The 14,246-nt window shown below is 66.9% G+C and carries 11 protein-coding genes; 7 read left to right on the forward strand and 4 right to left on the reverse strand.

The genetic code is table 11. The features are described 5' to 3' along the window. Positions 1-125 precede the first annotated feature (125 nt). The 3 genes from VJ897_RS11515 to mepK all read right to left on the reverse strand — a co-directional run bounded on the left by VJ897_RS11515 (position 126) and on the right by mepK (position 4,939). The gene (locus VJ897_RS11515) at positions 126-2,855 is read right to left on the reverse strand and encodes an HAD-IC family P-type ATPase (protein WP_324055809.1); all 2,730 of its coding nucleotides are present in this window, start codon (positions 2,853-2,855) and stop codon (positions 126-128) included. A gap of 93 nt (positions 2,856-2,948) precedes the next feature. Beyond that, positions 2,949-4,220, reverse strand: coding sequence for a hemolysin family protein (locus VJ897_RS11520; RefSeq protein WP_324055810.1), 1,272 nt, complete (start codon positions 4,218-4,220; stop codon positions 2,949-2,951). 149 nt (positions 4,221-4,369) lie between these two features. Beyond that, complete coding sequence (mepK, locus tag VJ897_RS11525; RefSeq protein WP_324055811.1) at positions 4,370-4,939, reverse strand: peptidoglycan L,D-endopeptidase MepK; 570 nt, start codon at positions 4,937-4,939, stop codon at positions 4,370-4,372. 356 nt (positions 4,940-5,295) lie between these two features. Between mepK and VJ897_RS11530 the strand changes: the two genes are divergently transcribed. From VJ897_RS11530 to VJ897_RS11550, 5 genes are all read left to right on the forward strand, one after another. Next, entirely contained in the window at positions 5,296-6,903 is a 1,608-nt protein-coding gene (locus VJ897_RS11530) for a L,D-transpeptidase family protein (protein WP_324055812.1), read from the forward strand. 30 nt (positions 6,904-6,933) lie between these two features. Continuing rightward, entirely contained in the window at positions 6,934-8,007 is a 1,074-nt protein-coding gene (locus tag VJ897_RS11535; protein WP_324055813.1) for a UDP-3-O-(3-hydroxymyristoyl)glucosamine N-acyltransferase, read from the forward strand. A gap of 77 nt (positions 8,008-8,084) precedes the next feature. Further along, positions 8,085-8,348: an acyl carrier protein gene (locus VJ897_RS11540; protein WP_324055814.1), complete on the forward strand. Its 264-nt coding sequence runs from the start codon at positions 8,085-8,087 to the stop codon at positions 8,346-8,348. Next, positions 8,345-9,559 carry a beta-ketoacyl-[acyl-carrier-protein] synthase family protein gene (locus tag VJ897_RS11545; protein WP_324055815.1) on the forward strand — a complete coding sequence of 405 codons (1,215 nt, stop codon included), beginning with the start codon at positions 8,345-8,347 and terminating at the stop codon, positions 9,557-9,559. Before VJ897_RS11540 ends, VJ897_RS11545 begins: the two co-directional genes overlap by 4 nt. Before the next feature lie 131 nt (positions 9,560-9,690). After that, positions 9,691-10,272, forward strand: coding sequence for an outer membrane protein (locus tag VJ897_RS11550; protein ID WP_324055816.1), 582 nt, complete (start codon positions 9,691-9,693; stop codon positions 10,270-10,272). Positions 10,273-10,344: 72 nt separating this feature from the next. Here VJ897_RS11550 and VJ897_RS11555 read toward each other — a convergent pair whose 3' ends face one another. Next, entirely contained in the window at positions 10,345-10,935 is a 591-nt protein-coding gene (locus tag VJ897_RS11555; RefSeq protein WP_324055817.1) for an invasion associated locus B family protein, read from the reverse strand. Between the two features lie 470 nt (positions 10,936-11,405). Between VJ897_RS11555 and VJ897_RS11560 the strand changes: the two genes are divergently transcribed. Beyond that, complete coding sequence (locus VJ897_RS11560; protein ID WP_324055818.1) at positions 11,406-12,965, forward strand: helicase HerA-like domain-containing protein; 1,560 nt, start codon at positions 11,406-11,408, stop codon at positions 12,963-12,965. Positions 12,966-13,185: 220 nt separating this feature from the next. Continuing rightward, complete coding sequence (locus VJ897_RS11565; RefSeq protein ID WP_324055819.1) at positions 13,186-14,046, forward strand: porin; 861 nt, start codon at positions 13,186-13,188, stop codon at positions 14,044-14,046. The last annotated feature ends 200 nt before the right edge of the window (positions 14,047-14,246 follow it).

Genomic DNA, 14,246 nt, shown 5'->3' on the forward strand with positions numbered 1-14,246 from the left:
CCGGCTTGACGACGCGACAGCACCATCCACGGTCCTGACGGCCGGGCTGCACTGGATCACTTCGAGATCCCCGACTTGCGCCAAGTCCCCATGCGCCGTCAGGTTTTCTTGTCGCGCGGAAATGATCAATCCTCCGGGTTCGACCCGGTGCCCGCGTTCCCGCGGGGCGGGTCGGGCCGCAGGGCCAGCCGCATCCGCTTTTCCGTTTCCACCAGCCCCAGGAACACGACGCCGGCCCCCACGATCAGCATCCCGTCGGCCAGGGGCACGGCCCGGGTGCCGAAGACCCCTTGCAGCGGCGGCAGGTAGGTGATGGCGAATTGCGCGGCAATGATGATCAGAACGCAGCTCCAGATCACGGGCGTGCCCCTGGCCGCCGACCAGGTCAGAGCGGTGCCATGCAGCTGGCGAATGAAGAACAGGTAGAAGACCTCCAGCACCACCAGCATGTTGAGCGCCATGGTCTGGGCCAGGGCGAGAGAATGCCCTTTTTCGAGGGCGTGACTGTAAATGCCGAAGACCGCAACAAGAAAAAACCCCGAGACCAATACCACCTGCCAGACCATGGCCCCGGTCATCAACGGTGCGCCCCGTGGCCGTGGCGGGCGGCGCATGGTGCCCGGCTCCGGGGGCTCGAAGGCAAGCGCGAGGCCCAGCGTGCCGGCGGTGATCAGGTTGATCCACAGGATCTGCACCGCGGTGACGGGCAGCGCCATTCCCAGCAGCAGGGCAAGGATGATCGTCGCCGCCTCGCCGAAACTGGTGGGCAAGGTCCAGCCGATGACCTTGCGGATGTTGTCGTAGACCGTGCGGCCCTCGCGCACCGCCGCGGCGATCGAGGCGAAATTGTCGTCGGCCAGCACCAGGTCCGCCGCTTCCTTAGCGGCGGCGCTGCCCTTGAGGCCCATGGCGATCCCGGCGTCGGCGCGCTTGAGGGCCGGCGCGTCGTTTACCCCGTCGCCGGTCATGGCCACGGTCAGCCCGCGCGATTGCAGCGCCGCGACCAGGCGCAGCTTGTGCGCCGGCGAGGTGCGCGCGAAGATGTCGGTGCGCGCGGCCGCCGCGACCAGCGCCGTATCGTCCATGGCCTCGATGTCGGCGCCTGTCAGCACCTCGTCGCGGTTGGTCAGACCGATCCGCGCGGCGATGGCGCGGGCAGTGGCGGCATGGTCTCCGGTGATCATCTTCACGCGGATTCCGGCCGTGTGGCAGTCGGCGACAGCGGCGATGGCTTCGTCGCGGGGCGGGTCGATCAGCCCCACGAGGCCAACCATTGTCAACCTGCCGGGCAGGTCGTCGGGGTCGAGCGCGCGGCCCGCGTCGGGGGTCACTCGGCTGGCCAAGGCGATCACCCGCTGGCCTTGGTGGGCCAGTTCCTCGAGCCGCTGGTGCCAGTGGTCGGGGTCGAGCGCCTCGGTGCCGCCGTTGCCGGCGCGCTGGTCGGCGCAAAGCGCCAGCACCGCCTCGGGGGCGCCCTTGACGTAGATATGCGCGGCGCCGTCCGGGTCGCGTTCCAGAACGGCCATGTAGCGGTGCGCCGCGTCAAAGGGGATCGCGTCAAGGCGCCTCCAGTCGCCGAAGGGCCGGGCACCCGCGCCGGTGATCTTGCCTGCCAGAGCCAGCAGCGCGCCTTCCATCGGGTCGCCGGTGACGTGCCAGCCGCCCTCATCCGCCCGCAGCACCGCGTCGTTGCACAGCCCGGCCGCCCGCGCCACCTCGATCAGCCGGTCGGGCTGGACCGGGCCGCCATTGTGCAGCGCGCCCTCGGGGGCGTAGCCCGCGCCCTCGACCGTGACCGCGCCATCGGCGGTGACGACAGCGGCCGCCATCATCTCGTTGCGGGTCAGGGTGCCGGTCTTGTCCGTGCAGATCACCGAGACCGCGCCCAGCGTCTCGATCGCGGGCAGGCGGCGAACAATGGCGTTGCGCCGGGCCATGGCCCGAACGCCCACGGCCAGCGTGATGGTCAATACTGCCGGGAGCCCTTCGGGAATCGCGGCCACCGACAGGCCGACCACCGCCATGAAGAGATCGGCAAAGCCCATCGTTGCGGTGAGATATCCCCAGGCCAGCAGGCTGGCGGCGACCAGCAGGATGAAAACCGTCAACCAGCGGGCGAAGCTGTCCATCTGCGCCAGAAGGGGTGTGGTGAGGGTTTCGACCCGATCCAGAAGGCCGCTGATCTGCCCGATCTGCGTGCGGGTTCCCGTCGCGCCGACCACTCCGCGGCCGGTTCCGGCGGTGACCAGCGTGCCCGAGAAGAGCATCCCGGCCCGATCGCCCAGGGCGGCCTCGGGCGCGACCGCCGCGGTGGTCTTCTCCACGGGAACAGATTCGCCGGTCAGGATCGCCTCCTGCGCCGACAGGCCCCGCGTCTGGATCAGGCGCAGGTCCGCGGGCACCCGGTCGCCTGCGTTCACCAGCACGATATCGCCGGGCACCACGGCCTCGGCATCCAGGCTTGTTCGTTGGCCGCCGCGCAGCACCGTGGCGCCCGGGGCCAGCATGGCACGGATCGCGTCCATGGCCTGTTCGGCGCGGCCTTCCTGGATGAAGCCGATCACGGCGTTGACCAGCACCACGGCCAGGATCACCCCGGTATCGACCCAGTGCCCCAGCGCCGCCGTCACCGCAGCCGCCCCGATGAGCACGTAAATCAGGACGTTGTGGAACTGCGACAGAAACCTGTACAGGGGGCCGTGGCGGGGCGCCTCTGGCAGGCGGTTGGGCCCGTGCTTTGTCAATCGGCGGGCGGCCTCGTCCGGGTCCAGGCCTGCTGCGGATGTCTCCAGCGCGGCCAGGGCCGCCTCGGGGGGCAGGGTGTGAATCTGTTCTGCGTCGCTCGGCGCTGTCATTTGTGCCCTGTTCCGCCTCTCGTGCCTGCCGGGCCTGATTGCCCTGGGTCCGGTTCGGTATAAGGAGTCGTCCCGGCGACCGGATGATCCGGATCAACCGGTGGGCGTGACCAAGATCTTGTCGATGCGCCGCCCGTCCATGTCCATGATCTCGATCCGCCAGGCACCGATTTCGATGACCTGACCCTCGGCGGGCAGGTCGCCCGACTGCGCCAGCACCAGCCCGGCCACGGTATCGTAGTCCGTCGCAGGCGCAAGGGTCAGACCCAGCCGATCGCGGAACTCGTCGGCGGGCATGGCGCCCGAAACGACCAGCGATCCGTCTGCGCGGCGCATCATCGGGGTCGGTGCGGTCTCTGTTTCGTCGAAGCCGCCCGCGATGGCGCCCAGCAGATCCATGGCCGTGACGATACCCTTGAAACGGCCGTGCTCGTCATAGACCAGCAGCATGTGGCCGGGTGACTGTCGCAACTGCTCGACCACCTTCAGGGCGGGCAGGGATTCGGGTATCACGGGGGCGGGCCGGACCAGTGCCTCGGCGTCGAAATCGCCGGCGGGCGCGGCGAGGACGTCGCGACTGTGCAGCAGGCCGATGATCTCGTCCGGGCCGCCGCTGCGCAGGGGCAGGCGGGAATGGCCCGAGTCGCTGAACCGCGCCAGGGTCGCCGACAGGCTTTCGCCCGACTCGGCGATCTCCACGTCCGGGCGCGGTGTCATCAAAGCGCGCGCGCGCCGATCCGAAAAGCGCATGACGCCGCCGATCAGGTCTTTCTCGGCACGGTGGATGACCCCGGCGCCCGCGGCCTCGGACAACATGTAGTGGATATCCTCGTCGCTGATCGCGGTCTCCTGGCGGTCGGATTGCCCCAGCAGGCGCAGGACGAGACGCCCGGAGCTGTCCAGTACCCAGACCACCGGTGCCGCGATGCGGGACAGGATCAGCATGGCCGGGGCGACGCGGACGGCCACCTTTTCGGGCGCGGCCAGGGCAATCTGCTTGGGCACCAGTTCGCCGATGACAAGCGACAGGTAAGTGATGATGATGACCACCAGGCCGACGCCCAGTTCGTCCGCGAACTGCGCGGGCACGCCCAGGCGGGGCAGGACGTCGGCCAGGCGAACGCCGATGGTGGCGCCCGAGACGGCCCCGGCCAGCACCCCGACGAGGGTGATCCCCACTTGCACGGTGGACAGGAACCGGCCTCGGTCCTCGGCCAGGCGCAGGGCGATGCGGGCGCCGCGCTGACCGCGGGCCGCGTCGGCCTCGAGCCGGGCGCGGCGTGCGGCCACCACGGCCAGTTCCGACATGGCGAGCAACCCGTTCAGGCAGACCAGGCAAAGCACGAGCAGAAGATTGAGGAACATGGCGGCACCGACGGTTCACGGGCGTCCTGATAACCCGTTGCAGCCCGGTCTCAAAGCCCCTTGTGGCAAGGGCGCGTCGCGGTCCGAAGAAAAACCCGGGTCGCGGCGCGCCCCGGGTCCGTTCTCTTGCGCCCGTCCTGGCGCGCGCGTCAGCGGCCCCAGTCGCGCACCGGGCCGCAGTCCATGTGCACGAAGTTGGAACCCGTGTAGCGCCCCACGCCTCCGGCGCGGCAGGCAATGGCGGCCTGCGCCATCTGCCTGACCGAACGACTCTGCAGCCGAAGGTCGGCGGCCTGGGCTTTCATGTGAAGGGAATTGCGCGCCACGCCCGAGGATCGGCGCCGCAGCATGGCATTGGTCTGCGGCGAACGGTAGCCCGACAGCAACAGGTAGGGCTCGCTCGCCTCCATGAGGTTGTGAGAGGCCGCCATGATGTCGATCGTGCGGGTATCGACGTTCTTGGTCTGGTCGGTACGCCAATCGCGCATGAACAGATTGATCTCGCGCAGGGCCTCGCCGATGTACTCGCCCTCGATCCAGTAGATGGTGTCGATGCGTTCCCCGGTGCGTCCGCTGTACATCCGGATCCGCCGGATGTCGCCGCCGCCGCGCAGGAAACCGGCCGCATTGGAAAAGGTCGGCGCTGCAGAGATCGTGGTGGCCGCAAAGGCCCCCAGCAGGCCGCGCCGCGTTATGCCCGAAGAGCTGTTCATGGTCATGGTGTGAGCGCCTGTCCCGTCGCTTTTGTCTTCGCTCGCCCTCTGGCGACATTAACTTGTCGTCTCATCGCTGGCTGCACAGGGTCTATGCCACAAATCGATTCGCGGACCAACCCCCGAGGTCTCGAAGGTGCGTGGCAAGGTGAAAATCGGCAGGATTTTGCGCAAAAGGTCGGAATTCCTCGACTTGTGACATTCCGGCCGCGCTGCCGCACGGCCTGCGCAGACAGGCAACACCCGGCCCGGCTGTTGCCTGCTTTCGCGATTGTGAATGGACAGATCATCCTTGCGGGGTGAACACTCTGATTTCGATCAAGTTTTGTATTTTTCGCCAGGGGACGTCCGAAGCAATGCCAATGTCGCTCAGAATCGTTAACCAATTCTCGCTCGCGGTGGTGATCTGCGCGGGACTGCTGGCCTCGGCTCTGCCGGCCCCGGCCGCGGCGCAGGTGACGGCCTTCCGCCAGGCGGTCGCCGAAAGTGCGGCCCGCAACGAGGTGCTGGCAGAATTCTATCGTGACCGCGGCTTCGAGGGCATATGGACCGGCACGACCGGGCGCGACCGCGACCGGCGCAATGCCTTTCTCGGGGCGCTGGCCGACGCGGGCGACCACGGCCTGCCAATGGCCGACTATGACCCCGACCGGGTCATGGCGCGGCTGCGCGCCGCCGAGACCCCGACCGAAAAAGGCGCGACCGAGGTCTACCTTAGCGAGCTGTTTCTGCAATATGCCCGGGACATCCAGACCGGGCTGCTGCGGCCCGGTGCCGTTGTGCCCGCGATCAAGCGCGAAGTGCCCGTTCGTGACCGCCTTGCCCTGATCCGCGGCTTCGCAAAGTCGAGCCCGGCCGGCTTTCTGACCGCGCTGCCGCCGCAATCGCCCGAATACGCCCGGCTGCTGCGCGAGAAGATGCGTCTGGAGCGACTGCTGGCGAATGGCGGCTGGGGGGCGCTGGTGCCCGGCGGGCGGCTCGAGACGGGCGACAGCGGCGCCGCGGTGGTGGCCCTGCGCGACCGGCTGGTGCGCATGGGCTACATGGACCGGTCGGCCACGCAGGTCTACGACGCGACCATCCAGGCGGGCGTCCAGCGGTTTCAGCAGGCGCATGGCCTTACCCCCGACGGGATCGTGGGCGAGGGCACGCTGAGCGCGATCAATACCCCCGCCCAGGCCCGGCTGCAAAGCGTGGTCGTGTCGATGGAACGGGAACGCTGGATGAACCGACCGCGCGGCGAGCGGCACGTCTGGGTGAACCTGGCCGATTTTCACGCCATCATCATGGATAACGACGTGCCGACCTTCGTCACCCGTTCTGTCATCGGTGCGCGATCCAGCGATCGGCAGAGCCCCGAGTTCTCGGATGTCATGGAATTCATGGTGATCAATCCCAGCTGGTATGTGCCACGCTCGATCGTCACCAAGGAATACCTGCCGATGCTGCAGCGCAATCCGAATGCGGTCAGCCATATCGAGATCACCGACAGCCAGGGCCGCAGGATCAACCGCGGGGCCGTGGACTTCAGCCAGTTCAACCGGCGCACCTTCCCCTTCTCCATGCGTCAGCCCCCCAGCCGGGGCAACGCGCTGGGGCTGGTCAAGTTCATGTTCCCCAACCGTTACAACATCTACCTGCACGACACGCCGCAAAAGAGCCTTTTCAGCCGCCAGACCCGGACCTTCAGCCATGGTTGCATTCGCCTGAACGATCCCTTCGAATTCGCCTATACCCTGCTGGCGCCGCAGACGAGTGACCCAGAGGGGTTCTTTCACAGCCGCCTCGACACGGGCCGCGAGACCCGCGTCGACCTGGAACAGCCCGTACCGGTGCACATCGTCTATCGCACGGCTTTCACCCACACGACCGGGCAGTTGAACTTCCGCGAGGATATCTACGGACGCGACGTCGCGATCTGGCGCGCGCTGGCCGACGAGGGGGTGGCGATCCGCGCCCTTGGCGGCTAAGGCTGACCCCCTGAGACGAAGGGAAGGGTCATGCGCCACAGTCTGCAAGAGATCGCCGCCGAACTGGGGGCAGAGACCCAGGGCGATGCCACCCTGACAGTGGAGCGCCTGGCAGAACCCGGTGCGGCGGGGCCCGATGACTTGGCCATGGCCCTGACCCCGAAGTTCGCCGACCAACTGGTTGCCGGTCGGGCCCGCGCCGCCGTGATCTGGCCTGATGCTGATATCGGGGCGCTGGGACTCGAGGGTGCCATCGTGGCCCCGCGTGGACGCCTCGCCATGGCCGGGCTGACGGAGATAATGGACGACGATCCCGTCTTCGCGGGGCTGTCCGGGCATCATTCCACGGCGGTGATCGACCCGACCGCCCAGGTGCCCGGGGATGCCGTGATCGGCCCGCTCGTGGTGATCGGCGCGGGGGTCGTCCTTGGCCCCGGCGCGCGGATCGGCCCCCATGTCAGCATCGGCCCCGGCGCGCGTATCGGCGCCGGGGCCACCCTGCACGCCGGGGTGCGGATCGGCGCCCGGGTGCACATCGGGGCGCGCTTCATCGCCCAGCCCGGCGCGGTCATCGGTGGCGATGGCTTTTCTTTCACCACCATGGGGCCGAGCAACGCCGAACGGGCCCGGCGCCAGCGCGGCGGCAGGCCGCTGGACCCGCCCTCCGATCCGGACGTCGAAGGCCGCTGGCACCGCATCCATTCACTGGGCGGGGTCGAGATCGGAGACGACGTGGAGATCGGCGCCAACAGCACCGTGGATGCCGGCACGATCCGTGCCACCCGCATCGGCAACGGCGTCAAGATCGATAACCTGGTCCAGGTCGGCCACAACGTGGTCCTTGGCGCGGACTGCCTGCTCTGTGCCCATGTTGCCGTCGCCGGGTCCAGCGTTCTGGGCGCGCGGGTGATCCTGGGCGGCAAGGCGGGTGTGGCCGACAATCTGAAGGTCGGGCGCGACGTGGTCGCCGGTGGCGGGGCGGTGATCCTTTCCGATGTCGGTGACGGCTTGTTCGTCAGCGGCCACCCGGCCAAGCCCACTCATGCCCACCGCGCCGAACAAAGGGCCCTGCGCCGCCTGGTCCGTGGGCCGGGGGACGCATGAGCGCCGGGGGCGAATAACGGTTTCCAAGGGCCCCCCGAATCCCTAAATCAGTGGCAGGGAACGGTCGAGAGGACAACATGCGCGACGATATCGATGACAAGGTGATCGCAATCATCGCCGAGCAGGCCATGCTCGACCCGTCCGACGTGAGCCCCCAAAGTACGCTGGAGGATCTCGGCATCGACAGCCTCGGCCTTGTCGAAAGCATCTTCGCGATCGAGGAGACCTTTGACATTTCCGTCCCCTTCAACGCCAACGACCCCTCGGAAAGCGACTTCGACATTACATCGGTCAGCGCGATCATCGCGGCCGTCGAGCGGTTGGTGCAGGACCAGGCGTGACCCACCGTGTGGTCATCACCGGAGCCGGCACGATCAACGCCCTGGGCCACGATGTGCCCGCCACGCTGGAGGCCATGCGCGAGGGGCGCTGCGGTATTGGCCCGCTGACCATCCGCGATGTGGATCGGCTCGCGGTAAAGATCGGCGGGCAGGTCACGGACTACGACGAACAGACCCATTTCAACCGCCAGCAAATCTCGCTCTACGACCGCTTCACCCAGTTCACCCTGCTGGCCGCGCGCGAGGCGCTGGGGCAGGCGGGGTTGTCCTTTTCGGGCGAACTGGCGGACCGGTCCGGCGTCGTGCTGGGCACCTCGGGAGGGGGGCTGAACACCCAGGACGAGAATTACCGCGCCGTCTACGAAGAGGGCAAGAACCGGGTCCATCCGTTCATCGTGCCCAAGCTGATGAACAATGCCGCCGCCAGCCATGTCAGCATGGAATGGAACCTGCGCGGGCCGTCCTTCACCGTCGCCACTGCCTGTGCCTCCTCCAACCACGCCATGGGGCAGGCCTTCAACATGATCCGGACCGGCATGGCCGACGTGATGCTGACCGGCGGGTCGGAGTCCATGCTGTGCTTTGGCGGGGTCAAGGCCTGGGAAGGACTGCGGGTCATGTCCAAGGACGCCTGCCGCCCCTTCAGCGCCACCCGGAACGGCATGGTCCAGGGCGAGGGCGCTGGCGTCTTCGTCTTCGAGCGGCTGGACCACGCGAAGAAGCGGGGCGCCGAGATCCTGGCCGAGGTGACGGGATTTGCCATGTCCTCGGATGCCTCGGACATCGTGATGCCCTCGAAACAGGGGGCAGCGCGGGCCATCGCCGGTGCGCTGCGCGACGGCCGTCTCGACCGGGGCGATGTGGGATATATCAACGCACACGGCACTGGCACAGCGGCCAATGACAAGACCGAATGCGCCGCCGTCGCAGATGTTTTCGGCGCGCAGGCGGATAACCTCATGATCTCCTCGACCAAGTCCATGCACGGCCACCTGATCGGCGGCACGGGGGCGGTGGAACTGCTGGCCTGCATCATGGCCCTGCGCGACGGTGTCGTGGCCCCCACCATCGGCTACGAGGAGTTCGACCCCGAATGCGCGCTCGACGTGGTGCCCAATGAAGCGCGCGAGGCCTCTGTCCGGGTGGCGCTGTCAAACGCCTTCGCCTTCGGCGGGCTGAACGCGGTGCTGGCGCTTGGTAAGGCCCCCTGACGCGGCGGACACCGGCTTGCCGATACGCTGCAACGCATGGCGCCCGCCGGGAATAATGACGGTTTTCCTATAAGTTTCAAAGTGATACCGACATGGCTGGTCCGAATGGAACAACGATGGAGGTCAAGGCGATGCGATGCTACACAGCCCTTTTCGCGATGACGGCCAGTTTCTGCGCCGGCGAGGTTGCGGCACAGGACTGGAATTTCGACGTGTTCGCGGGCGTGACGACCGAGAATGAACTGGAATGGAATGCCGGCGATTACGACACCGACGCCGGCCGGATTTTCGGCCTGGGTGTTTCCAGGAGCGATGTTGTCGTTCCCGGGCTCGAACTCGGGCTGGAATACAGCAGGTCGGATAGCGTCTATTCCACCAGTGACCCCAACGCCATTTCGGGCGATGCCCTGATGGCGACAGCGCGCTACGATGTCGTGCAGACCGGGGGGGTCGAGGTCTATGGCGGCCTTGGCCTCGGCGCTGTTCAGGTGACCTTCGATAACGAGAATGTGGGGTATTCCAGATCCGAGACCGTAGGTGGCGGCCAGCTCATGATCGGCGCGCGCTATGCGCTCACGCCGCGATCCAAGGTCTTCGTCGAGGCACGAAAGCTTGACACGTTCGAAGATGCGCAGGTCGCGCTGCAGAATTCGCCCGCGACGGCAGAGTACAACGCAACGAACGTGCTGATCGGGTTCCGCCAGTCCTTTTGATGAATCCTGTCCTCGGGACACGTCGCGCCGCCCCGGCAATCCGGGGCGGCGTTTGTCTTGCGGGGTCCCGCCTCAGAGCGAGTCGAAGGCGGCGGTGAAGCCAGACAGGGACACGGTCAGCACGACCTCTTGTTCAGGGGCGGCAAAGGGCACCAGGCGCAGCGTCGCCTCGGCCCCGGCCTTGAACAGCCCGACATCCTGCTCGGTGAAGCCCACGCGGGCGATGCAGCCGCCCTGGTTGCAGGTGGTGAACTGGAAGCGCCGGGCGGTGCCGCCATCCACGCGCAGGGTCAACTGTTCGGTCAGCAGCGTGCCCAGCGGCGCCACGATGGTCGCGCCCGCGGCCGCCTGTCCCTCGTCGAGGCTGACCATCGAGACCTCGGCCACATCGTTGCCCTCCTCGTCGGACAGCAACTGGTAGATCTGGCAGGGGTCCTCGCCCTCTTCGGTGCGCAGGCAGCGCACGGACCAGTCGCCATACTCGTCGCGGACGTATTGCTGGCCCGGCTGCGGGTCCTCGGTGATCGGGTTGCCGTCCTCGTCGACGGGGGTGCCCATGTCGAGCGTGGTGGCCGGCTCGGTTGCACCGTCGTCCTGCGCCATGACGGGCAGGCCGAGCATCGCCAGGACGGCCACGAGGGAGAGTGTAGTCTTTGGTGTCATGTTCGCGTCCACTTGGTTTCAGATTGCGGCTGGCCTAGCATGGATCAACCCGGCTGTCAGACCGAAATCCGGCCGCGTTCACCAATGGGCGCCTCCCTGCAAGCGTCGTAGGCGGCGCGCCGCGCAGCGGGCAGGATGGCCAATGACCCCGCAAATGAAAAAGGGCCCTCACGGACCCTTTCCCATTTCTCCCTGTCGGACTTGGCCGACTTATCGTGGCGACGCTACGAAACCCCGCCCCCCGCGTCAACAGCCAAATGTGACATTCTGTCATGGTGGCCATGACGCCTCGTGATGAGAGCGGGAAGAAGCGCCTGCGCGCGAAAAAGGCCGCGCCCGGAGGCGCGGCAAGTCTGACAGGGAGGAAGCCCGCCGCCGAAGGACTTGGACAGCGGGACCTCTTCAGACTCGCACAATAGGGTTAACAATGTATTCTCTCTCCCGACGATGGGGGCTGGAAGGGGAATGCCATGGATCAGGATCACGGCAGGGGCCTTTTCATAGGCGGTGGCGGGTCGGATCATGCCGATTCTCAGCACCTGCGGTGGGACAAGGCGAACCGCCACGGGCTGATCGCCGGGGCCACCGGCACCGGCAAGACCGTGACGCTGCAAATCCTGGCCGAAGGGTTCTCGGCGGCCGGGGTCCCGGTGTTCCTGTCGGATGTGAAGGGCGACCTTTCGGGGCTGGCCCGGCCCGGCAGCCCGGATTTCAAGCTGCACGACGCCTTCATGGACCGTGCGGATACCATCGGTCTGAACCTGGCCTATTCGGACACGCCCGTGACCTTCTGGGATCTCTTCGGCGCGCAGGGCCACCCTGTGCGCACGACAGTGGCCGAGATGGGCCCGCTTCTGCTGTCGCGGCTCATGGGCCTGTCGGAGGCTCAGGAGGGTGTGCTCAACGTCGCCTTCCGCGTGGCCGACGAGGAGGGCCTGCCGCTTCTGGATCTGGAGGACTTGCAATCCCTGCTGCTCTGGGTCGGACAGAATGCCCGGGCGCTTTCGCTGCGCTATGGCAATGTCGCCACCTCCTCGGTCGGGGCGATCCAGCGCGAATTGCTCGTGCTGGAAAACCAGGGCGGAGACCGGCTGTTCGGGGAACCGGCGCTGGAGCTGGCCGACATGATGGCCACCGCGCCGGATGGTCGCGGCCGCGTCAACGTGCTGGCCGCCGACAGGCTGATGGCCAATCCCCAGCTGTACGCGACCTTCCTGCTTTGGCTGCTGTCGGAGTTGTTCGAGTCGCTGCCCGAGGTCGGCAACCCGGACAAGCCGCGGCTGGTCTTCTTTTTCGACGAGGCGCACCTGCTTTTCGACGATGCCCCCAAGGTGCTGGTCGACAAGGTCGAACAGGTCGCGCGGCTGATCCGGTCCAAGGGGGTCGGGGTCTATTTCGTCACCCAGAGCCCGGCCGATATTCCCGAGGATGTGCTGGGCCAACTGGGCAACCGAATTCAGCATGCGCTGCGCGCCTTTACCGCCCGTGACCAGCGTGCGCTCAGGCAGGCCGCCGAGACCTACCGCCCCAACCCCGCCTTCGAGACCGCCGAAGCGATCACCCGCGTGGGCACCGGTGAGGCCGTGACCTCGATGCTGGATGCCGAGGGCGTGCCGGGCATGGTCGAACGCACCCTGATCCGGCCCCCGTCGTCGCAGTTGGGGCCGATCACCGGTGCCGAGCGCGCCGCCGTGATGGCCGCCAGCCCCCTGGCGGGGAAATACGACATACCTCTGGACCGCGACAGCGCCGCCGAGATGCTGGCGCAGCGGGCCGAGGCCGCCGCCAGGGCGGCAGAGCAGACCGAGGCCCGAGGGGCCGGGCTGGTGGAAGACGAACGCGAATTCCGCAATGCTCGCCGCTATGACGGCGGTCGGGCTGGGGCCGCGTCGCGCCCCTGGTCCACTCGCCATCGCCACGATGACGGCCTGGGCGAAAGCATCGCCAAGGTTGTGGCGAGGGAATTGAAAGGCACCACCGGCCGCCGCATCGTGCGGGGCCTTCTGGGCGGGCTTTTCAAGGGCCGTTGAGTCGCGGGCCACGAGGCCGGACAGGCCCGGGCCAAAGGAATTTTTCTTCGGTCGCACGAATGCAACATCCGCGATTCATTCGGGTCAGTGCTGGAGTTATGGCAAGCCGTTGCGTTCGGCCCCCCTCCGAGGGCCGGAGCCGGAAACTCTCACCTCTTGGAATTGTCCAATGATTACGTTTGGTTGACCGTATCCAGTGCGATCAAGAGGAGACTGCACCATGAAACGACTGTTCCTTTCCACAGCGGTCATCGCGGTGCTGCCGATGGCGGCGGTTGCCGATAGCGGCACGGTGACGCTAGGCTATGGCCAGACCGGCGACGGTGGAAACACCGATTTCGACTCTCTCATGCTGAACGGCACGTTTTCCCGCGACATGGGAAACGGAGTCATGGTCGACCTGACCGGGCGTTCCAACCGGCTTGACGACGGGTCCGATGTTGCCGAGATCTACGATGTTTTCGGCTCGGTGAGCTATCGGTTTGCAAACGGTCTGACCGCGGGGGCGTACCTGCAACGGTTCGCCCTGGACGACGGCGGTTCGCTTACGCTGGACAGCTACGGTCTGACGCTCGGCTACAGCCTGTCGAATTTCGAGGTCGACGCCTATGTCGGGCGCTCCGAATTGGATAGTGGTGCAGGCGCCGATCTGGATGATTGGGGCCTGTCGGCCAGCTATTCGACCCCCGAAACGGGTGTCTATGCCGCCTACCAGAGCATGGAAGAAGGCGGCGACAAGATCGAGATGACCGGGCTGGGCGGCCACTACAAGTTCCGCTCGGGGTTCGCCCTATTCGGCGGGGTGATCGGTGCGGACGTCGAAGGTGACGACTACCAGGTTGCCGGCATCGGCGGGTCCTATGCCTTTGACGCCGGTCTCTCTGGCCGGCCGCTTGTCCTGTCGGGGGAATACCGGAAGGTCGAGGATAAGGCCTTCGGCGATGACTTCGACGGCTTCGCCTTGATGGTAACGCTGCCCTTCGGCGATGCCGATGGGGCCGTGCCGGATTCCAGTGTCGCGGGCAGCATCGCCAACCCCGGCTACTCGGCCTATGGCACATTCTACGACACCGCGTTCTGATCGCGGGGCTTTCGTGTCATCACACCAAGGGCGGCCCCGTGGCCGCCCTTTTTTCGTGCCTGCACCTGCCGGCTCCTGGCGGGTCACAGCCGGCTGATGCGCAGATGTGTCAGGCGGTTTTCTTCCCTTTCGAGCACCTCGAAGCGGAAGTCGTGGAAGGAGAAGACCTGGCCTGCCGCGGGGATCATCTGGGCCTCGTG

The organism is Salibaculum sp. (genome assembly GCF_035270045.1).
Taxonomy (GTDB): domain Bacteria; phylum Pseudomonadota; class Alphaproteobacteria; order Rhodobacterales; family Rhodobacteraceae; genus Salibaculum.